The following is a 17,758-nucleotide window of genomic DNA, read 5'->3' on the forward strand; positions in this document are numbered from 1 at the left end:
CGGCTACGGGCCGCCCCAGCGCCACTCCGAGCCTAAATCCGTCAAACATTCCGACACGACCGCGTAAGCCGGCGACAAAACAAATAATTGCCCAGTCTCGTAGCGAAACTCATCGTCGCGCGTCGCTCGCGGAAGTCGCGATGGGTTTCGCTGCGCTCTACCCATCCTACAAGCCTCATGAGATCTATCTCAAGTTGTGCTACGATGCGGCATGACCTCCTATCGGCGCAACTTCGTCCCCGGCGGAAGTTACTTCTTCACCGTCAACCTGGCGGATCGGAGCCTCTCGTTGCTGACCGCGCATGTTGATCAACTGCGCGCCGCATTTCGCGAAACACGTCAACGACATCCTTTCACGATCGATGCGATTGTGGTGCTGCCTGAGCATCTTCACACGGTTTGGACGATGCCGGACGGCGATGCGGACTTCGCAATGCGCTGGAGGCAGATCAAATCCGCCTTCTCTCGCAACCTCGCGCCGGACGAACCGGTTTCAGCCAGCCACGCCGCCAAGTCGGAACGAGGCATCTGGCAGCGCCGTTACTGGGAGCACACCATCCGGGACGAGGAAGATTATGCCCGACACATCGACTATGTGCATATCAACCCAGTCAAGCACGGATTGGCCAATCGCGTCTGCGATTGGGCGCCGTCGTCGTTTCATCGTTACGTCGAGCTCGGAATCTACCCGGCGGATTGGGCCGGTGATCTTTCTCGGCGCGAGGACGAGGCCCAGTTCGGAGAACGGATCTGAAGCGCCAATTTGTGGGATGCGTAGAGCGAAGCGACACCCATTATCTTCGCCGGCGTTGGAAGAAAGAGCTTGATGGGTTTCGCTTCGCTCTACCCATCCTACAAGCATCCAAGCCGCCGCCTACACTTCCCTCCGGCTCAAGAACGCCAGCCGCTCGAACAGATGCACGTCCTGCTCGTTCTTGAGCAGCGCGCCGTGCAGCGGCGGGATCAGTTTGCGCGGATCACGCTCCCTGAGCTGCTCGGGGGTCATCTCCTCGTTGAGCAGCAGCTTCAGCCAGTCGAGCAGCTCCGAAGTCGACGGCTTCTTCTTCAGCCCGGGCACCTCACGCACCTCGAAGAAGATGCGCAGGGCTTCCTCGACCAGGCGCTTCTTGATGTTGGGAAAGTGGACGTCGACGATGCGGCCCATGGTGTCGGCGTCGGGGAATTTGATGTAGTGGAAGAAGCAGCGGCGCAGGAACGCGTCCGGCAGCTCCTTCTCGTTGTTGGAGGTGATCATCATGATCGGGCGCTGCTTGGCCTTGATCGTCTCGCCGGTCTCGTAGACATGGAATTCCATGCGGTCGAGCTCGAGCAGCAGGTCGTTGGGAAATTCGATGTCGGCCTTGTCGATCTCGTCGATCAAGAGCACCGGGCGCTGCTCCGCGGTGAAGGCGTCCCACAGCTTGCCGCGCTTGATGTAGTTCTTGATGTCGGAGACGCGGGCGTCGCCGAGCTGGCTGTCGCGCAGGCGCGACACCGCGTCGTATTCGTAGAGGCCCTGCTGCGCCTTGGTGGTGGACTTGATGTGCCAGGTGAGCAGCGGGGCGTTCAGCGCCTTCGCCACTTCCTCCGCCAGCACCGTCTTGCCGGTGCCGGGCTCGCCCTTGATGAGCAGCGGGCGCTCCAGCACGATCGAGGCATTGACGGCGACCTTGAGATCATCGGTCGCAACATAGTCCTTGGTGCCGGTAAATTTCATTGCGCGTCCTTGTTGGTCGTCGTCCCAGGCATTGCCCTGGTCGCGACATGGGAACGGCCGCTCGCGGCGGCCGTTCCCGGTTCGGTCAGGCTTTCAGACCCGTTTTATCAGCGAAAGGATGACGAGCACAATCACCGCGCCGATGGTGGCATCGACGATGGCCCCGACCGTGCCCGTTGCGAGCTGGATATGCAGCTGAGGCAGAATCCAGCTCGCCACGAGCGCACCGATGATGCCGACGACGATGTTGCCGATCAGCCCAAATCCCGCCCCATGGACAATCTTGCCGGCAAGCCAGCCGGCGATCGCGCCGATGATCAGCGCCGCGATAATTCCGATCGAAAACGCCCCCAAAAAGAAGTCACAAGTCCGGCAATTCTAGAGCAAAAACCCTCCCGGTCCAGCGCCCAGCGGCGGCCTCCGCCCCTTGACGTCGGCCACCCGACGGGCAATCTGTCACCCATGTTCCTGCAATTCTTCACTTCTCTGCGCGATGCGCAGGTCCCCGTGACGCTGCGCGAATACCTCACGCTGGTGGAGGCACTCGACGCTGATCTGGCGGATTACTCGGTCGAGAATTTCTACTATCTGTCGCGCACCTCGCTGGTGAAGGACGAGCGCAACCTCGACAAGTTCGACCGCGTCTTCGGCACCGTGTTCAAGGGGCTGGAAAGCCTGCTCGACGCCATGGAAGGCGCCGAGATCCCCGAGGAGTGGCTGAAGAAGCTCGCCGAAAAGTACCTCACCGAAGAAGAGAAGAAGCAGATCGAGGCCATGGGCTGGGACAAGCTCATGGAGACCCTGAAGAAGCGCCTCGAGGAGCAGAAAGGCCGTCATCAGGGCGGCAGCAAGTGGATCGGCACGGCCGGCACCTCGCCGTTCGGCGCCCACGGCTACAATCCCGAAGGCGTCCGCATCGGCCAGGAGAAGAACCGCAACAACCGCGCCGTGAAGGTGTGGGACAAGCGCGAGTTCAAAGACCTCGACGGCAATGTCGAGCTCGGCATCCGCAATATCAAGGTGGCGCTGCGCCGGCTACGCAAATTCGCGCGCACCGGCGCGCCGGACGAACTCGATCTCGACACCACGATCCGCGAGACCGCCAATCACGGCTATCTCGATGTTCACATGCGTCCCGAGCGGCGCAATGCGGTGAGGCTCCTGGTGTTCTTCGACATCGGCGGCTCGATGGACGCGCATATCGAGCAGGTCGAGGAGCTGTTCTCGGCGGCGAAGAGCGAGTTCAAGCACATGGAGTATTTCTACTTCCACAATTGCCTCTATGAAGGCGTGTGGAAGCAGAACAAGCGGCGCTTCACCGACCGCACGCCGACCTGGGACGTGCTGCACAAATATCCGCACGACTACAAGATCGTGTTCGTCGGCGATGCCTCGATGTCGCCTTACGAGATCATGGTGCCCGGTGGCTCGGTCGAGCATGTCAACGAGGAGCCGGGCTCGGTCTGGCTCGATCGCATCATCCACACCTATCCACATTCGGTGTGGCTCAATCCGGTGCAGCAGAAGCACTGGGATTATTCGGAATCGACCACCATCATCCGCCGCATCTTCGCCAACCGCATGTTCCCGATCACGATCGAAGGTCTCGAAGGCGCGATGAAGGAATTGACGCACTAGCTTTTTGTCATTCCGGGGCGCCCAAAGGGCGAACCCGGAATCCATCGGGCGGCAGCGCGTATAGATGAATGGATTCTCTGATGCGCAATTGCGCATCATAGTTCGCGACTTCGTCGCGCCCCGGAATGACGAAAGAGAAGGGAATAGATATGCCCCAGACCATCACCCGCGGCATCAAGGCGCTGATCGACGAGGCCAATGCCGAGATCGAGACGCTCACCGCCAAGGATGCCATCGAAATCTCCAGGAACGGCGACGTCGTCATCGTCGACATCCGCGACCCCCGCGAAATCGAACGCGATGGCCGCATCCCCGGCGCGTTCGCCTGCACGCGCGGCATGCTCGAATTCTGGATTGATCCGCAGAGCCCTTATGCCAAGCCGGTGTTCCAGGAGGACAAGAAGTTCGTGTTCCACTGCGCCGGCGGCCTGCGCTCTGCGCTTGCGGCCAAGACCGCGCAGGACATGGGCCTCAAGCCCGTCGCCCACATCGCCGGCGGCTACGCCGCCTGGCGCGACGCCGGCGGCCCGGTGGAGCAATGGGAGCCGAAGAAGAAGGGCTAGATTGGACGCACACGATCAGCCACAACGTCATGCCCGGGCCTGTCCCGGGCATCCACGTTCTTGCGAGACCAGGCGAGGCGTGGATGGCCGGGACAGGCCCGGACATGACGACCGAGACAATTGCCGGAGACCACATCAATGACGAACGCGACCCCCACTGATCCCCTCGTCTCCACCGAATGGCTCGCCGCCCATATCAGCGACGCCAACGTCAAGATCCTCGACGCCAGCTTCAAGCTGCCCGGCGTGCTGCCGCTGCCGAAGGACGACTACCTGGCCGCGCATCTGCCGGGCGCTGCCTTCTTCGACGTCGATGCAGTGTCGGACCATTCCAACCCGCTGCCGCACATGTATCCGAGCGCCGAGCAGTTTGGCCGCGATGTCGGCCATCTCGGCATCTCCAATGCCGATACCGTCGTGATTTATGATGCCGGCGGCTGGGTTGCTGCGCCCCGCGCGTGGTGGATGTTCCTGTCCTACGGCCACAGCAATGTGCGCATCCTCAATGGCGGCCTGAAGAAGTGGCGCGTCGATGGACGTCCCATCGAGACCGGCGAGGTGAAGCCCAGCCCGGCGACCTTCAAGGCGAGCTACGATTCAAAGCGCGTGCGCAGCATGCAGCAGTTGATCGCCAACGTCGAAAGCCGGGCCGAGCAGGTGATCGACGCGCGGGCTGCCGATCGCTTCGAGGGCCGCGCACCCGAACCGCGTCCGGGCATCCGCTCAGGTCACATTCCCGGCGCCCGCAACGTGCCCTACAATCTGTTGTTCGATGCCGCGACCGGCACCATGAAGCCGCTCGACGACCTCCGCGCCGCCTTCACTGGCGCCGGCGTCAAGCTCGATGCGCCGATCGTGACGAGCTGCGGCTCGGGCGTCTCGGCCGGCGTGCTGACGCTCGCCCTCTATCGCCTCGGCATCACCGACACCGCGCTCTATGACGGCTCATGGTCGGAATGGGGCCAGGCCGGCGGACCGCCGGTCGCGACCGGGCCGGCGTGATCTTACTGGCGGGTGCGCGTGGCCGTTGTCGCTAGCGTCTGCTGCTGGCCGAACGGATCGAAGCTCTGCTGCAACTGCTGAGGCGGAGGACGCCGTACCACGCGGTGCCGCGTCTTCGACTTCGCCCGGCGCTTGGTTGCCTTGCTTTCCGAGGCGCTGCTGTCCGCCTTGCGACTCTCGGCCTTGTTACTCTCGGCCTTGGCCTTCGCGGGCGGATCCTTCCGGGCCGTGGTCGCCGGATCGTTCAGCGCGGCCAGCTTGGCCGAGGCGACATCGAGCGCCGAGGAGGCGAGGGCGGCACTGGCGTCAGCCGGCGCCGACGTGCCGGCGGCAGCGGCAGGCTTGGCCTCGGGAATCGATGCCGTGGTATCGGCAGGGGTCAGCGTGTCGGTGGGAGCGGGCGCTGCGGCTTCCGCCGTCGTCTCGGCCTTCGCCGGCTCGGCCGCCGGGGCTTCAGCCGGAGGCGCGGCGACCTGAGCTTGAACCTCGGGCTCGGTCGTCACCGCGGCGACCTGCTCGGGCTCACTCATCGGCAGCGCGATGGTCGGCACCTGGTCGCGCAGCGACGGCGCAGGCTCGGCCGCCATTTCTGGCTCGGCCCGCAACACTGCGAGCACCGGCTGGGCCGGTTCGGAAGCTTGCGCAAACACCTGCTCCTGCGGGTTGTTCCGCCAGGAGGGATTGCTGACATACTGCTCATGGGTCGCCCGCAGCAGCGCGGCGGCGCCCAGGCCGAACACCAGGATGGAGGCTGACAGCAGGATCGCGGCAAACAGGAAGCGAAAGCCGGGAAGCATCGAGGGATTGCGAATTTCCGCCCCGGCGGCGAAATGGCCAGGGCCCATGAGCCAACTGAACGCGGTGACGGTACTGATTGCCGCGTTCGCCAAACGGGGACGGAAGCTCAAACCGGAGGCGAATCAGGCTGATTCGAACATACCGCAACGATTCCGACCCATTCCGTAAAAAACGGGGCCGGACACTCCGGCGATCTACGGCATGAGTTGATTTCGGCCCCGTGATGCAACGGGGCAACGGTCACAAATCGGCAAATGCAGCGCAAATCAGCCTGTAATGTCTTGAATGTGCCGCTATCTTCAGTCATCTGGCCGTTAACGGTCCGGACGGGGCCCGGGGACTATACAAGAGCGATGATGATCAAACATTTTCTGACGATATGCGCTGCTGCAACAGTCGCGGCGGCGGGAACCTCGTTCGCACAGGCCCAGAGCTATCCGGTCCAGCAGGCACCGAGCTATGGCGCTCCGGCCGAATATCGCCCCGGGGATCGCACGCCGAATTTCGACGCGCTGGAAGATGAAGACGACGCGATGCCCCAGGCCGCGCTGCCGCCGCCCGGTCCGGCCGACGATCGGCGCTACGGCCGCCCGGCCGGCGCTCCTCCGGTTTATTCGGCCGCCCCGCCGCAGGGTCCGGTGATGTCGCCGGATGATCCCCGTTATGGCCGTCCCGCAGGCGCCCCCGTCTACTCGGCCGCGCCGCCGCAGGGTCCCGTGACGTCGCCCGACGATCCCCGCTACGGCCGCCCCGCCGGTCCGCCGCCGGTGATCTACGCCGATCGTCCGGCCCAGGCCCCCTCTGGCGATGGCCTGCGTCCGCCGGAGGCCGTTGGTGGTCCCGCTGCGACCGGAACGGTCCAGGCCGGGCAGCCGCCTGTTGGTGCCGACGGCCGGCCGATGGCAATCGCGTCGCTGCCGCCCGAGGAGCAGCCTGACGCAGCTCCAGCGCAGTTGTCGCAGAACCTGCGCCGCCAGGAAGTCTCGCTGGCGACCAAGGAGCCGGCCGGAACGCTCATCGTCGATACCCCGAACACCTATCTCTATTACGTGCTCGGCAATGGCCGTGCGATCCGCTACGGCGTGCGCGTCGGCCGCGACGGCTTCACCTGGACCGGCGTGCAGAAGATCACCCGCAAGGCCGAGTGGCCGGATTGGCATCCGCCGACGGAGATGATCGAGCGCCAGCCCTATTTGCCGCGCTTCATGGCCGGCGGCCCCGGCAATCCGCTCGGCGCCCGCGCGATGTATCTCGGCTCGACCGTCTATCGCATCCACGGCACCAACCAGCCCTCGACGATCGGCAAGTTCGTCTCCTCCGGCTGCATCGGCATGCTGAACGAGGACGTCTCCGACCTGTTCGATCGCGTCAAGGTCGGCACCCGCGTGGTGGTGATGCCGGGCGGCCCGCCGCCGGGAACGGCAACCGCATCCGCAGCACCCACGCCGGGTGCCGCTGGTCAGGCTCCGATGGCTGCCCAGGCCGGCCCGGTCGGGGGCACCCAGCCGACGGTGGTGCCACCGCTGCCCGCCCCGGTCACCGTGCGCTGAACCGGCCTCCCAGGAATTGATCTGATTACGGCGCGTGAACTTCGGTCACGCGCCGCAATCATTTGACGCATGCGCGCAGGTCTTTACTTGCACATGTGTGACTTGAACGGCTCCGCAGCTCGATTACGTCCGGGAGGATTGCAACGAATTGAGGAGCACACGATGCGCATCTTTGTTGCGGGCGCGACCGGCGCGGTCGGTCAGTATCTTGTTCCGGCGCTGGTCGCCGCGGGTCATTCCGTGATTGGCACGACACGGCATGCGACAAGAACGGACCTCGTGCGTCAATGGGGTGCGGAGCCGGTCGTCGCCGACGGCGTCGATGCCGACAGCATGCGCGCTGCGGTGATTGCGGCAAAGCCCGACGTGGTCATCCACCAGATGACGGATCTCGCGGCCGCCACGGACCTGCGTCACTTCGATCGGACTTTCGCGCGAACCAACGAGCTCCGCATGCGCGGAACCGACATCCTGCTCACCGCCGCACGCGAGGCCGGCGCCAAGCGCTTCATCGCGCAAAGCTTCTGCGGCTGGACGTTCAGTCGGGTCGGGGGAACGGTGAAGACCGAGACCGATGAACTCGACCCGCACCCGCCGCAAGAGCTGCGGCGCACGCTTGAGGCAATCCAGTATCTGGAGCGAAGCGTCACCACATCAACGACGCCGGAGGGCATCGTGCTGCGCTATGGATTCTTCTATGGACCTGGCACCGGCACGCTGTCTCCGGCGATGATCGACCAGCTGCGTCACCGGCGAGTGCCAGTGATCGGCGATGGCATCGGCACGTGGTCGTTCATTCACACCGAAGATGCCGCCTCTGCCACGCTCGCCGCGGTTGAACGCGGACGTGCTGGCAGCATCTACAACATCGTCGACGATCATCCGGCGCAGGTGAAGCATTGGTTGCCCGCGCTGGCCGAACTGCTTGGTGCCAAGCCGCCGCGTCACATTCCCGCCTGGCTCGGGCGCCTGCTTGCGGGCGAGCATATGGTTGCGATGATGACAGAGGTGCGCGGGGCATCCAACGACAAGGCAAAGCGCGAGCTCGGCTGGCTGCCGGCGCATGCCTCCTGGCGCGACGGCTTTGCCGATGCGGCAATACAGCCCGCCAGCCACCGCTCGGCGGCCTGAGGCGTCAGGCCAGCTTCCGCGGCAGCTCGCCGCCCTTGGTCCAGGCGTCGATCGCCTCGACCATCTGGCCGTAATGGATGCGCAAGCCGTCCTGGGTGGCGTAGCCGAGATGCGGCGTCAGCACGATATTGTCGAGCTTGCGGAAGGGATGGTCGACCGGCAGCGGCTCGACCGAGAACACGTCTAGGCCGGCGCTCGCGATCTTCCGCTGCTGCAAGGCTTCCAGCAGCGCCTGCTCGTCCACGATCGGCCCGCGCGCGGTGTTGACGAGGAAGGCCGTCGGCTTCATCCGTGCGAGATCGTCGCGGCCGACCAGACCGCGCGAACGCTCGCTCAGCACCACATGAATGGTGACGATGTCCGCCTTGGTGAAAAGCTGTTCCTTGCTGGCATAGCCGATGCCGGCCTCCTTGCACTTCTCCGGCGTGAGGTTTGGGCTCCAGGCGATCACGTTCATGCCGAACGCCTTGGCGATGACCGCCATCCTGCTGCCGAGCTTGCCGAGCCCGACGATGCCGAGCGTCAGTCCCTCGATTTCGACGCCGGCAAAGGTCTGCCAGGGCTCGCCTGCATGCATGCGCGCATTCTCGCGGCCGATACCGCGGGTCAGTTCCAGGATCAGGCCCATGGCGAGAGGAGCAGTCGGATCACGCGAATATTGCGTGCCACCGATGGTGACGCCGCGCGCCTTCGCGGCCTCCATGTCGATTGCGGCGTTTCGCATGCCTGAAGTGAGCAGCAGCTTCAGCTTCGGCAAGCTGTCGAACAGCCTCTTCGCGAACGCGGTGCGCTCACGCATCGCGCAGATGATATCGAAGTCGGCCAGCGCGCTTGCTGCAGCCTGCTCCGAGGCGAAGGGGTGGCTGAACACGGTGACATCGACGCGGTCGGACAGTTTTTGCCAGTCGGCGACCTCGAGGGCGAGATTAAAATAGTCGTCGAGAATTGCACAGCGCAGCCGCGTCATCGGCGTTCATCCATGGCAAGGGGCGATGGCGCAGATGAGAGCGCCATCATTGGAACCTGGCCATGGTTGCGCGCAATCAGGATCGCGCGCAAGCCGCTGACGTTTCAAAAATCCGCTAGGACGAAGGACTCAGATGTCGCGGGGCTTGAGGCGGAACGGCGCATCCATGCCGTGCTTGGCGCGCCAGGCGGGGCCGGGACCACGCATGTAGTGCAACTCGGGGCGGTAAGGATTGAAGGCCGTGGTGAAGAAGCGTTTCCAGAAGCCCTTGATGTCCGTGACGAGCACGGAGGTGCTGCCGGCTTCTGCCGGAACGGGAAAAGAATTGGTCTCGGTCAGAGCCATGGCGCGGCCTCGCTGTTCTCCCCGCCCGTTCTGCGCGGGTGACGCTTTTTTCAGCGCTGAGGCGAGCTTTGGCCTGATTTATTAAAAGATGGTTTCAATTGTCCGGATCGGCGGCAGGATGGTGTCCGTTCCGTATTGATCCATGGTGAACGGAGGGAAAACATTGCCCTTTGGGGGCGGGATCGCTACATCGGCGGCAAGCAAAATTTCCTCAAATCGAAGGTTTTCGGGACCGATGGCGCGCCAGTTCATCTATTTCATGAAGGATCTGACCAAGAGCTACCCGACCCGGAAGTTGCTCGACAACATCAACCTGAGCTTCTACCCGGATGCCAAGATCGGCGTGCTCGGTGTCAACGGCTCGGGCAAGTCGACGCTGCTCAAGATCATGGCCGGCATCGACAAGGAGTACAACGGCGAAGCCTGGGTCGCCCAGGGCGCCCGCGTTGGCTACCTCGAGCAGGAGCCGCAGCTCGATGCCAGCCTGTCCGCGCGCGAGAACGTCATGCTGGGCGTCGCCAAGCAGAAGGCCATCCTCGATCGCTACAATGAGCTGGCGATGAACTACTCCGAGGAGACCGCCGACGAGATGACCAAGCTGCAGGACGAGATCGAGGCCCAGGGCCTCTGGGATCTCGACAGCAAGGTCGACCAGGCCATGGACGCGCTGCGCTGCCCGCCTGACGATGCCGACGTGACGAAACTCTCCGGCGGTGAGCGCCGCCGCGTCGCCCTGTGCAAGCTGCTGCTCGACCAACCCGAGCTGTTGCTGCTGGACGAGCCGACCAACCACCTCGATGCCGAGTCGGTGTCGTGGCTGGAAGGCCATCTGCGCAATTATCCCGGCGCAATCCTGATCGTCACCCACGATCGGTACTTCCTCGACAATGTGACCGGCTGGATTCTCGAGCTCGACCGCGGCAAGGGGATTCCCTACGAGGGCAATTACTCGTCCTGGCTGGTGCAGAAGCAGAAGCGGCTGGAGCAGGAAGGCCGCGAGGACGCCGCGCACCAGAAAACGCTGGCACGCGAGCAAGAATGGGTCGCCTCGTCACCGAAAGCGCGTCAGGCCAAGTCCAAGGCGCGCTATCAGCGCTACGAGGATCTGCTCAAGCAGGCGAGCGAGAAGCAGACCCAGACCGCGCAGATCATCATTCCCGTCGCCGAGCGGCTCGGTGCCAACGTCGTCGACTTCGAAGGCCTCAGCAAAGGCTTTGGCGATCGTCTTCTGATCGACGATCTCACCTTCAAGCTGCCGCCCGGCGGCATCGTCGGCGTGATCGGCGCCAACGGCGCCGGCAAGACCACGCTGTTCAGGATGATCACCAAGCAGGAGACGCCGGACAAGGGCACCATCACGGTCGGCGAGACCGTGCATCTCGGCTACGTCGACCAGTCGCGCGACGCGCTCGACGGCAATAAGAACGTGTGGGAGGAGATCTCCGGCGGCAACGAACTGATCCTGCTTGGCAAGAAGGAAGTGAACTCGCGCGGCTATTGCTCGGCATTCAACTTCAAGGGTGCCGACCAGCAGAAGAAGGTCGGCGCGCTGTCGGGCGGTGAGCGCAATCGCGTGCATCTTGCAAAAATGCTGAAGTCAGGCGCAAACGTGCTGCTGCTCGACGAACCGACCAACGATCTCGACGTCGACACGCTGCGCGCGCTCGAAGAGGCACTGGAGGATTTTGCCGGCTGTGCCGTCATCATCAGCCATGATCGCTGGTTCCTCGATCGCATCGCGACCCACATCCTTTCCTTCGAAGGCGACAGCCATGTCGAATGGTTCGAAGGCAACTTCCAGGACTACGAGAAGGACAAGATGCGTCGCCTCGGCCAGGACAGCATCATTCCGCACCGCGTGAAGTACAAGAAGCTGACGCGGTGATTTCGGCATGATGCGGCGTGCGCTCATAGCTGCGGTGATCGCTATCGCCTGTGGCCTGTCGCCCGCCCGCGCTGCCGACGCCGCCTTCACGCAGTTCATCGCCTCGCTCTGGCCGGAGGCGCAAACCGCGGGCGTGTCGCGTGCGACGTTCGATCGAGAGACGCGCGGGCTCGAGCCTGATTACAAGCTACCCGACCTGATCCTGCCCGGACGGCCCACGACCGGCGCGCCGTCGCAGGCCGAATTCGTGCAGGTGCCTGCCGATTACGTCAAGGAAGCATCGATCGCGCGGCTTGCGGGCGAGGGACAGCGGCTGCTGCAAAAATACAATTCCGCGCTGACGAGAATCGAGAAGACCTCCGGCGTGCCGGCGACTGTCATGCTGGCGATCTGGGGCCGCGAGACCGATTACGGCCGCTACACGCTGCCTTACGATCTCGTGCGCGTGCTGGCGACGCAGGCCTATGTCGGTCGCCGCAAGGACAGCTATCGCAACGAGTTCATCCTCTCGCTGAAAATTCTCGGCGAGGGCGTGGTGACGCGCAAGGAGATGCGCTCGTCCTGGGCGGGCGCCACCGGGCTCACGCAATTCCTGCCGTCCGAATATTACAACCACGGCGTCGATTTCGACGGCGACGGCCGCATCGATATCTGGCATTCGGTGCCGGATGCACTGGCCTCGGCCGCGCAGCAACTCGTCAACAAGGGCTGGCAGAGCGGCGTGCGCTGGGCTTACGAGGTGCAAGCGCCGGCAAAAGTCGATTGCACCGCCGGCGTGCCCGAGGTGACGAAGCCGATCGGCCAGTGGCTGCGCGAAGGCTTTGTGCCGGTGCGTGGACAAAAGCTCAGTGCCGCCGAACAGGCGCAGCCGGCCTCGCTGCTGCAGCCGGAAGGCATTTACGGTCCGTCGTTCCTGAGCACCAAGAATTACTTCGTCATCAAGGAATACAATTTCTCCGACCTCTACGTGCTGTTCGTCGGTCATCTCAGCGATCGCATGGCGAGCCCGCAGCCGTTCGCAACGCCGTGGGCGGCCTCCAAGCAGTTGCGCACAAAGGATGTCGAGATCATGCAGCGCGGGCTCACGCGCGTCGGGCTCTACAAAGACAAGATCGACGGCAAGGCCGGCATGCAGACGCGCGCCGCGCTCGGCGCCTATCAGAAATCCGCAGGCCTCAAGGTCGATTGCTGGCCGAGCGAAGAGGTGCTGCGCTCGATCCAGGCGGCGCGCTAGCGCGAGGCCAAAAAGAAAAAGCCCGGCCGATGGTCTCGGCCGGGCTTCGATCGCGGCGCGGATGCGCCCAGCGATCAGATCAGTAGCAAACGCGAACCGGGCGAACGGTCCAGCCGTAGCCATCCCAGTAGCGCTGGCGCTGCCAGTAGCAGGGCGGGGGCGGCGGGCCCGGCTCGGCGACATAAACCGGACCACCATAGGCCGGACGGCTCGACGCGATGGCGCCGCCGACAATGGCGCCGCCGATCAGGCCGGCTGCGATGCCGACGCCGACACCGTCATGGGCCTGGGCAGACGGAGTGGCGGTCACCAGCGAACCGGCGATCGTCGCAACCGTGAGGGCGGCAACAAAAGTCTTCTTCATGCTCTTGGCTCTCCTGAGAGATGGATGCTCCTTGTTAGGAGCGCCCGGGGTTCAAAGGTTCACGCAGACTCTGATGGAATTGGCCTTGCAGCTAGGAAGCGCGCAAATGGTCAATCCACGGTAAACGCACACGGAGCTGTGACGAGAAAAAGCGGTCTTTTTCAGGCCCGGAGATGAACGGCGCATCCGTAGCGAACCGGTTCAACGCGCCTCAGCCACAGACTCTGACGCGGCGGGCGCGCCAGGCATAGCCGTCCCAGAAGCGCTGCTTCTGCCAGACGCAGCCGCCGCCGTAATAGTCGTCGGCGACATAGCCGGGACCCGGCGCGTAGTAGCGCGGCGGGTAATAGCCGGGACCATAGGAGTAGCCCGGGCCTGGTCCGTAATAATACGGAGAAGCCAACGCGCCGCCGACAATGGCGCCACCGATGATCCCGGCGGCTACGCCAGCGGCGACACCACGCTGAGCATGGGCCGGGGTCCCGGCCGTGAGGGCCAGGGCGGCGACGGCGGCGACCGCCAGGAGCGACTTCTTCATGGGGCTTTGACCTTTCGCACAAACACGCGGGAACTCTTTGGGGGCAAACTTCCATACTTCGTTTGAATGATCAATGAACGGCACCTTTGCCGGGTGCGACCAATTAATATCGATCGCAGGTCCGCGAGGGGGACGACCATGGGCAACGCGATGATGAATGCTTTGATCGCCGCCGGCGTCATTTTCGGGATTGGCTATGGCTGGTTCACCCATCTCCAGCACCGCGGCCGGCGCTCGCGTGCTGGGGCCGGGAGTGACGGAGGGAGTGGCGGCGGCTATGCAGGGACCGGCGACGGCTTCTCGCCGGGGAGTTGGTTTTCCAGCGACAGCTCCGGCAGCGCAACCGACAGCGGCAGCTGCTCCAGCGGCGATACCGGCAGCAGTGGCGGGGATTGCGGAGGCGGCGGCGATGGTGGCGGAGGCGGTGGCGGTGGCGGTGGCGGTGACTAGGTCCGCCGAAATCTTGATTCAGCGCAACACCCTATTTTAGAGCCGTTCTAGGCTGTTTCCGGGGCCAGTTTGGAATAGCTTCAAATACCGGTTTTTCTCTTTGCATCCGGACGGCCCCTTAAATATCGATGATGGCGCATCACCGAAGGGCCTGCCGCTTCCATGATCGTTTGTTCCTGTAACGTGCTGAGCGATGACGACATCCGCGCCGCGGTCGCCGAATCCGACGACGCCGTACGCCATGCCAAGCAGGTCTATGGATGCCTCGGCTGTAGCGCGGAATGCGGCCGCTGCGCCCGCACCATCAAGACCATCATCGACGAAGCGCTTGGTCCCTGTGCCAAGTCCTGCTGCTCCGGCTGTCCGCACGGCCACACTGTGGCCGCCAATGACGAGACGGCCGAGCCCGCCCAATTCGCCCTCGCGGCGTGCTGAAATCCCTCGTCGGCTGCGCTTTTCCCGGGCTGCGTCTCCGTAGCGGTTGCTCCCGTTCGCAAACTGACTTAGAAGCATTCTAAATTCGGTTTGGGGCCGATTTGGACTGCAAGAGCTGGAGTGAACCATGCAGGGCGACGCAAAAGTCATCGACTATCTCAACAAGGCACTGCGTCACGAGCTGACTGCGATCAACCAGTACTGGCTGCACTACCGCTTCCTCGACAATTGGGGCCTCCTCGACATGGCCAAGGTCTGGCGCAAGGAGTCCATCGAGGAGATGGAGCACGCCGACAAGCTCACCGCCCGTATCCTGTTCTTTGACGGTTTCCCGAACATGCAGGTGCTCGATCCCCTGCGCATCGGCCAGAACGTCAAGGAGATCATCGAGTGCGACCTCGCCGCCGAGATGAGTGCGCGAGCGCTCTACCAGGAGGCGGCGACCTACTGCCACGGCGTCAAGGATTACGTCACGCGCGACCTGTTCGAGAAGCTGATGAGCGACGAGGAGCACCACATCGACTTCCTCGAAACCCAGCTCGACCTGATCGGCCGCATCGGCCTCGAGCTCTACACCCAGAAGCACGTCGGCGGGCTCGAGGGCGAGGGGCATTAAGCTCCGGCAACATCAGCCGCACACTCCGATGTCGTCGCGGTAACCGCAAGCCTTCGCAAAACAGGGCCTATGGGTATGGGTCCCGGATCGGCGCTTACGCTTGTCCGGGACGACAGCCAAACTTGTGGAGCCAGCTACAACTGCGTCTTGTAGAGCTCTTCCACGATGTCCTGACTCTGCGGCTCGCCCAGACCGGTCTGCTCGTGGATCACCTCGACGATGCTCGGCATGACCGAGCGCTCGACCTTCTCCGTCGACCACAGCTTCGAGCGCATCAGCGCCTTGCCGCAGTGGAAATAGACTTCGCTGACGGCAATGTTCAGCACCGCGCGCGGCGGCTTGCCGAATTCCACCATCGAGGCGAGCAGATCCGGATCATCCGACAGTGTGCCGCGTCCGCCGACCCGTAGCGTCTCGTCGATCCCCGGCACGAAGAACAACAGATGCACGAAGCCCGAGCCTTCGACGACGTTGCGAAAGCTGTCGATCCGGTTGTTGCCGGAGCGGTCGGGCATCAGCAAGCGGTTGGGGCCGGCGACGTGGACGAAGCCGATGCCGCCGCCGCGCGGCGAAGCATCGACGCTGCCGTCCGCTCCCGATGTCGCGAGCACGCAGAACGGCGACATCTCGATGAATTTCCTCGCATGCGCATCGATCGCGGGGCGCGCTTTCGCGATCACGCGCGCGCTCGGCTTGGCATAGATGGTGGCGAGGTCTTCGGCGCTAAGATCGGTCAACGGCGTCCTCCGCATCGGTCGGTGCCAAACTACCCGATAGGGTCGCCTCCAGCCAACGAAATCCATCACGCTAGACCGCGTCCGCCGGTACGAAGCAACTGATGATGATGGCACTGCGGTGGTGGACGTACCACACCACGGCCTGACCGACCGGATTGCCGCGATCCCGGATGACGGCGCGTTCGGGCACCTCCATCCACTGCCCCTCGATCGGCACCCAATAGTTGCCGTCGCGCACGTCGTATTCGGTGCGATGGCCGTCGGAGACGTCGCAGCAGGGCACGCCGTTCGGTGCAATCACGCTCTTGAACCAGGTGCGGATGTCGGGCGGAACGTGATCGTATTGCCCGTTGTCGAACGCGAACGCGGCGCTCGTCAGCGCCGTCATTGCGGCCAGCCAAACGCACAGTGCGAGCCTGTGCATGCGATCCTCCTCACCGCGTCTCGATTCTAGTTGTTGCGATTAAGCCCGAGCTGTCAGCGCATTGCATGCTCAAATAATATGCGGCGCCGTGGCGCCGCATTTGATGCGTTGCGATATGAGGGATGCGCAGTCCGCCGCCTCACATCGGCCGTTGCGGCGCGGTTTGCAGCAATTGCCGGACCTGCTCGCTGTAGAACTTTGCATTGCCGGTGGTGCCGTGGCCGCGCGTCTCGGTGCTCGCCTCGTAGTCGGCGGCCGCGTTGCGGGGACCTTACCAGAAGTGTCCGGAAGGATGTAGGATTTCGGTTCGGTCGATCGTCTTTGAGGGAAACATCAGGAGAGAGTGCATGTGCCGCAACATCAAGACGCTGTTCAACTTCGAGCCGCCGGCGACGGAGGACGAGATCCATGCCTCGGCCTTGCAGTTCGTGCGCAAACTGTCCGGCTTCAACAAGCCGTCGCAGGCCAATGAGGCGGCGTTCAACCGCGCCGTGGTTGAAGTCTCGGAGGCCGCGCGAAAACTGCTGACCTCGCTGCACACCCATGCGCCGACGCGCGACCGTGAGGTCGAGGCGGAAAGGGCCAAGGAGCGCTCGCGGCTGCGGTTCGGTTAGCCAGTCTCCTGCGCCGTTCCGTGATCTGGCTCACGGTGAGAGCGGCCTCGACTTGCGAGGATGTCTGCCGGGATTTGACAACCCGGAGCACCAACATGAACCGCCCCCTTCTTCCCCTGAAAGCAGGTGCCATCGTCTTTACGCTGCTGTGGACCGCGTGGATGATGTGGTGGAGCGGCTCGTTCTCGAGCGCGAACGTCGTGATCCTCGCCTTGTGCGGCGCGGCGGTCGGTTATCTCTGGTACCGCGCCATGCGCTGGCAGTTCGAGCGCATGGGGATGCTGCCGCGCAAGGATGATTCATCTCATGCTTCTTGACCGAGGCCCAGCCCCGGGCGTCCTGCTCGCGCTGCCGGCGATGTTGGTCCCAGGCGTCGAAGAGCTGGTCCAGCCATGGCAGCACTTAGCGGCGTTTGACGACGGCAGCAATTCCGACCGCGCATCGCGCCGGGCCTGATCAACATCAATCAGCGGTACCGATCGACGTCACGCCGCCGCGCGCTAATCCTGATAGGCGGGCACGTCGATACCAGAGGCGGCATAGAGCCTGATCTTGTTGCGCAGCGTGCGCACCGACAGGCCGAGCACGCGCGATGCGCGCGTGCGGTTGCCGTCGCAGCGTGCGAGCGTCTGGAGCACGAGCTCGCGCTCGACCTCGTCGACGGTCGCGCCGATCAACAGCGGAACGATCTGGTTGGGGGCAAGGAATTGCGCGCCCGGCTCGGACGCAGCGACATGAACAGTGGTCATC

The 17,758-nt window shown here is 63.8% G+C and carries 24 protein-coding genes; 13 read left to right on the forward strand and 11 right to left on the reverse strand.

Annotated features, from left to right (window positions below; genetic code table 11):
* Nucleotides 1–211 precede the first annotated feature (211 nt).
* The gene (locus tag IVA80_RS12650) at nucleotides 212–754 is read left to right on the forward strand and encodes a transposase (RefSeq protein ID WP_247429864.1); all 543 of its coding nucleotides are present in this window, start codon (nucleotides 212–214) and stop codon (nucleotides 752–754) included.
* A gap of 120 nt (nucleotides 755–874) precedes the next feature.
* Here the strand turns inward: IVA80_RS12650 and IVA80_RS12655 are convergent, their stop codons facing one another.
* Both IVA80_RS12655 and IVA80_RS12660 read right to left on the reverse strand, forming a co-directional pair.
* Nucleotides 875–1,717 carry a MoxR family ATPase gene (locus IVA80_RS12655; protein ID WP_247429867.1) on the reverse strand — a complete coding sequence of 281 codons (843 nt, stop codon included), beginning with the start codon at nucleotides 1,715–1,717 and terminating at the stop codon, nucleotides 875–877.
* 93 nt (nucleotides 1,718–1,810) lie between these two features.
* The gene (locus IVA80_RS12660; protein WP_247430126.1) at nucleotides 1,811–2,056 is read right to left on the reverse strand and encodes a GlsB/YeaQ/YmgE family stress response membrane protein; all 246 of its coding nucleotides are present in this window, start codon (nucleotides 2,054–2,056) and stop codon (nucleotides 1,811–1,813) included.
* Between the two features lie 123 nt (nucleotides 2,057–2,179).
* Here IVA80_RS12660 and IVA80_RS12665 point away from each other — a divergent pair, with 123 nt between their 5' ends.
* From IVA80_RS12665 to sseA, 3 genes are all read left to right on the forward strand, one after another.
* Nucleotides 2,180–3,355, forward strand: coding sequence for a VWA domain-containing protein (locus tag IVA80_RS12665; protein ID WP_247429869.1), 1,176 nt, complete (start codon nucleotides 2,180–2,182; stop codon nucleotides 3,353–3,355).
* 149 nt (nucleotides 3,356–3,504) lie between these two features.
* Nucleotides 3,505–3,918 (forward strand): rhodanese-like domain-containing protein, encoded by a 414-nt coding sequence (locus IVA80_RS12670; protein WP_247429872.1) that lies wholly within the window; start codon nucleotides 3,505–3,507, stop codon nucleotides 3,916–3,918.
* Between the two features lie 138 nt (nucleotides 3,919–4,056).
* Complete coding sequence (sseA, locus tag IVA80_RS12675) at nucleotides 4,057–4,920, forward strand: 3-mercaptopyruvate sulfurtransferase (protein ID WP_247429875.1); 864 nt, start codon at nucleotides 4,057–4,059, stop codon at nucleotides 4,918–4,920.
* A 2-nt stretch (nucleotides 4,921–4,922) separates the two neighbouring features.
* Here sseA and IVA80_RS12680 read toward each other — a convergent pair whose 3' ends face one another.
* Nucleotides 4,923–5,765: a hypothetical protein gene (locus IVA80_RS12680; RefSeq protein ID WP_247430129.1), complete on the reverse strand. Its 843-nt coding sequence runs from the start codon at nucleotides 5,763–5,765 to the stop codon at nucleotides 4,923–4,925.
* A gap of 309 nt (nucleotides 5,766–6,074) precedes the next feature.
* On the opposite strand from IVA80_RS12680, the gene IVA80_RS12685 reads away from it, so the two are divergent.
* Nucleotides 6,075–7,268, forward strand: a complete 1,194-nt coding sequence (locus IVA80_RS12685; RefSeq protein ID WP_247429878.1) for a L,D-transpeptidase — start codon at nucleotides 6,075–6,077, stop codon at nucleotides 7,266–7,268.
* A 162-nt stretch (nucleotides 7,269–7,430) separates the two neighbouring features.
* The gene (locus IVA80_RS12690; RefSeq protein ID WP_247429881.1) at nucleotides 7,431–8,399 is read left to right on the forward strand and encodes an NAD-dependent epimerase/dehydratase family protein; all 969 of its coding nucleotides are present in this window, start codon (nucleotides 7,431–7,433) and stop codon (nucleotides 8,397–8,399) included.
* A gap of 4 nt (nucleotides 8,400–8,403) precedes the next feature.
* Here the strand turns inward: IVA80_RS12690 and IVA80_RS12695 are convergent, their stop codons facing one another.
* From IVA80_RS12695 to IVA80_RS12705, 3 genes are all read right to left on the reverse strand, one after another.
* On the reverse strand, nucleotides 8,404–9,366 hold the full coding sequence (locus IVA80_RS12695) for a D-2-hydroxyacid dehydrogenase family protein (protein ID WP_247429883.1): 963 nt from the start codon (nucleotides 9,364–9,366) through the stop codon (nucleotides 8,404–8,406).
* A gap of 129 nt (nucleotides 9,367–9,495) precedes the next feature.
* Nucleotides 9,496–9,711, reverse strand: a complete 216-nt coding sequence (locus IVA80_RS12700; protein WP_247429886.1) for a hypothetical protein — start codon at nucleotides 9,709–9,711, stop codon at nucleotides 9,496–9,498.
* A gap of 81 nt (nucleotides 9,712–9,792) precedes the next feature.
* Nucleotides 9,793–9,963 (reverse strand): hypothetical protein, encoded by a 171-nt coding sequence (locus tag IVA80_RS12705; protein ID WP_247429888.1) that lies wholly within the window; start codon nucleotides 9,961–9,963, stop codon nucleotides 9,793–9,795.
* Between IVA80_RS12705 and ettA the strand changes: the two genes are divergently transcribed.
* Both ettA and IVA80_RS12715 read left to right on the forward strand, forming a co-directional pair.
* The gene (ettA, locus tag IVA80_RS12710) at nucleotides 9,947–11,596 is read left to right on the forward strand and encodes an energy-dependent translational throttle protein EttA (RefSeq protein WP_247429891.1); all 1,650 of its coding nucleotides are present in this window, start codon (nucleotides 9,947–9,949) and stop codon (nucleotides 11,594–11,596) included. The two genes, IVA80_RS12705 and ettA, sit on opposite strands and share 17 nt — an antisense overlap.
* Nucleotides 11,597–11,603: 7 nt before the next feature.
* Nucleotides 11,604–12,830 (forward strand): lytic murein transglycosylase, encoded by a 1,227-nt coding sequence (locus IVA80_RS12715; protein ID WP_247429893.1) that lies wholly within the window; start codon nucleotides 11,604–11,606, stop codon nucleotides 12,828–12,830.
* A gap of 79 nt (nucleotides 12,831–12,909) precedes the next feature.
* Here the strand turns inward: IVA80_RS12715 and IVA80_RS12720 are convergent, their stop codons facing one another.
* Both IVA80_RS12720 and IVA80_RS12725 read right to left on the reverse strand, forming a co-directional pair.
* Complete coding sequence (locus IVA80_RS12720) at nucleotides 12,910–13,194, reverse strand: hypothetical protein (protein WP_247429895.1); 285 nt, start codon at nucleotides 13,192–13,194, stop codon at nucleotides 12,910–12,912.
* A gap of 211 nt (nucleotides 13,195–13,405) precedes the next feature.
* Nucleotides 13,406–13,732, reverse strand: a complete 327-nt coding sequence (locus tag IVA80_RS12725; protein WP_247429897.1) for a hypothetical protein — start codon at nucleotides 13,730–13,732, stop codon at nucleotides 13,406–13,408.
* A gap of 138 nt (nucleotides 13,733–13,870) precedes the next feature.
* On the opposite strand from IVA80_RS12725, the gene IVA80_RS12730 reads away from it, so the two are divergent.
* From IVA80_RS12730 to bfr, 3 genes are all read left to right on the forward strand, one after another.
* Nucleotides 13,871–14,182: a hypothetical protein gene (locus tag IVA80_RS12730; protein ID WP_247429899.1), complete on the forward strand. Its 312-nt coding sequence runs from the start codon at nucleotides 13,871–13,873 to the stop codon at nucleotides 14,180–14,182.
* Nucleotides 14,183–14,344: 162 nt separating this feature from the next.
* Entirely contained in the window at nucleotides 14,345–14,617 is a 273-nt protein-coding gene (locus tag IVA80_RS12735; RefSeq protein ID WP_247429901.1) for a (2Fe-2S)-binding protein, read from the forward strand.
* Between the two features lie 127 nt (nucleotides 14,618–14,744).
* The gene (gene bfr / locus IVA80_RS12740; protein ID WP_011089420.1) at nucleotides 14,745–15,233 is read left to right on the forward strand and encodes a bacterioferritin; all 489 of its coding nucleotides are present in this window, start codon (nucleotides 14,745–14,747) and stop codon (nucleotides 15,231–15,233) included.
* Between the two features lie 134 nt (nucleotides 15,234–15,367).
* Here the strand turns inward: bfr and IVA80_RS12745 are convergent, their stop codons facing one another.
* Together IVA80_RS12745 and IVA80_RS12750 are read right to left on the reverse strand one after the other, a co-directional pair.
* Nucleotides 15,368–15,970, reverse strand: a complete 603-nt coding sequence (locus IVA80_RS12745; RefSeq protein WP_247429903.1) for an MSMEG_1061 family FMN-dependent PPOX-type flavoprotein — start codon at nucleotides 15,968–15,970, stop codon at nucleotides 15,368–15,370.
* A 70-nt stretch (nucleotides 15,971–16,040) separates the two neighbouring features.
* Nucleotides 16,041–16,394 (reverse strand): hypothetical protein, encoded by a 354-nt coding sequence (locus tag IVA80_RS12750; protein WP_247429905.1) that lies wholly within the window; start codon nucleotides 16,392–16,394, stop codon nucleotides 16,041–16,043.
* Nucleotides 16,395–16,741: 347 nt separating this feature from the next.
* On the opposite strand from IVA80_RS12750, the gene IVA80_RS12755 reads away from it, so the two are divergent.
* Both IVA80_RS12755 and IVA80_RS12760 read left to right on the forward strand, forming a co-directional pair.
* Nucleotides 16,742–17,008 carry a DUF2277 domain-containing protein gene (locus IVA80_RS12755; RefSeq protein ID WP_247429908.1) on the forward strand — a complete coding sequence of 89 codons (267 nt, stop codon included), beginning with the start codon at nucleotides 16,742–16,744 and terminating at the stop codon, nucleotides 17,006–17,008.
* A 95-nt stretch (nucleotides 17,009–17,103) separates the two neighbouring features.
* Entirely contained in the window at nucleotides 17,104–17,325 is a 222-nt protein-coding gene (locus IVA80_RS12760; protein ID WP_247429911.1) for a hypothetical protein, read from the forward strand.
* A gap of 183 nt (nucleotides 17,326–17,508) precedes the next feature.
* Here IVA80_RS12760 and IVA80_RS12765 read toward each other — a convergent pair whose 3' ends face one another.
* Nucleotides 17,509–17,757 carry a helix-turn-helix domain-containing protein gene (locus IVA80_RS12765; protein ID WP_247429913.1) on the reverse strand — a complete coding sequence of 83 codons (249 nt, stop codon included), beginning with the start codon at nucleotides 17,755–17,757 and terminating at the stop codon, nucleotides 17,509–17,511.
* Nucleotide 17,758: the final 1 nt, after the last annotated feature.

Origin of the sequence: Bradyrhizobium sp. 139 (assembly GCF_023074175.1) — a bacterium.
Lineage (GTDB): Bacteria > Pseudomonadota > Alphaproteobacteria > Rhizobiales > Xanthobacteraceae > Bradyrhizobium.

Coding starts and splice junctions, on each gene's coding strand:
- IVA80_RS12650 (WP_247429864.1), top strand. CDS start 212: ATGACCTCCTATCGGCGCAACTTCGTCCCCGGCGGAAGTTACTTCTTC.
- IVA80_RS12655 (WP_247429867.1), bottom strand. CDS start 1,717: ATGAAATTTACCGGCACCAAGGACTATGTTGCGACCGATGATCTCAAG.
- IVA80_RS12665 (WP_247429869.1), top strand. CDS start 2,180: ATGTTCCTGCAATTCTTCACTTCTCTGCGCGATGCGCAGGTCCCCGTG.
- IVA80_RS12670 (WP_247429872.1), top strand. CDS start 3,505: ATGCCCCAGACCATCACCCGCGGCATCAAGGCGCTGATCGACGAGGCC.
- sseA (WP_247429875.1), top strand. CDS start 4,057: ATGACGAACGCGACCCCCACTGATCCCCTCGTCTCCACCGAATGGCTC.
- IVA80_RS12680 (WP_247430129.1), bottom strand. CDS start 5,765: ATGGGCCCTGGCCATTTCGCCGCCGGGGCGGAAATTCGCAATCCCTCG.
- IVA80_RS12685 (WP_247429878.1), top strand. CDS start 6,075: ATGATCAAACATTTTCTGACGATATGCGCTGCTGCAACAGTCGCGGCG.
- IVA80_RS12690 (WP_247429881.1), top strand. CDS start 7,431: ATGCGCATCTTTGTTGCGGGCGCGACCGGCGCGGTCGGTCAGTATCTT.
- IVA80_RS12695 (WP_247429883.1), bottom strand. CDS start 9,366: ATGACGCGGCTGCGCTGTGCAATTCTCGACGACTATTTTAATCTCGCC.
- IVA80_RS12700 (WP_247429886.1), bottom strand. CDS start 9,711: ATGGCTCTGACCGAGACCAATTCTTTTCCCGTTCCGGCAGAAGCCGGC.
- ettA (WP_247429891.1), top strand. CDS start 9,947: ATGGCGCGCCAGTTCATCTATTTCATGAAGGATCTGACCAAGAGCTAC.
- IVA80_RS12705 (WP_247429888.1), bottom strand. CDS start 9,963: ATGAACTGGCGCGCCATCGGTCCCGAAAACCTTCGATTTGAGGAAATT.
- IVA80_RS12715 (WP_247429893.1), top strand. CDS start 11,604: ATGATGCGGCGTGCGCTCATAGCTGCGGTGATCGCTATCGCCTGTGGC.
- IVA80_RS12720 (WP_247429895.1), bottom strand. CDS start 13,194: ATGAAGAAGACTTTTGTTGCCGCCCTCACGGTTGCGACGATCGCCGGT.
- IVA80_RS12725 (WP_247429897.1), bottom strand. CDS start 13,732: ATGAAGAAGTCGCTCCTGGCGGTCGCCGCCGTCGCCGCCCTGGCCCTC.
- IVA80_RS12730 (WP_247429899.1), top strand. CDS start 13,871: ATGGGCAACGCGATGATGAATGCTTTGATCGCCGCCGGCGTCATTTTC.
- IVA80_RS12735 (WP_247429901.1), top strand. CDS start 14,345: ATGATCGTTTGTTCCTGTAACGTGCTGAGCGATGACGACATCCGCGCC.
- bfr (WP_011089420.1), top strand. CDS start 14,745: ATGCAGGGCGACGCAAAAGTCATCGACTATCTCAACAAGGCACTGCGT.
- IVA80_RS12750 (WP_247429905.1), bottom strand. CDS start 16,394: ATGCACAGGCTCGCACTGTGCGTTTGGCTGGCCGCAATGACGGCGCTG.
- IVA80_RS12755 (WP_247429908.1), top strand. CDS start 16,742: ATGTGCCGCAACATCAAGACGCTGTTCAACTTCGAGCCGCCGGCGACG.
- IVA80_RS12760 (WP_247429911.1), top strand. CDS start 17,104: ATGAACCGCCCCCTTCTTCCCCTGAAAGCAGGTGCCATCGTCTTTACG.
- IVA80_RS12765 (WP_247429913.1), bottom strand. CDS start 17,757: ATGACCACTGTTCATGTCGCTGCGTCCGAGCCGGGCGCGCAATTCCTT.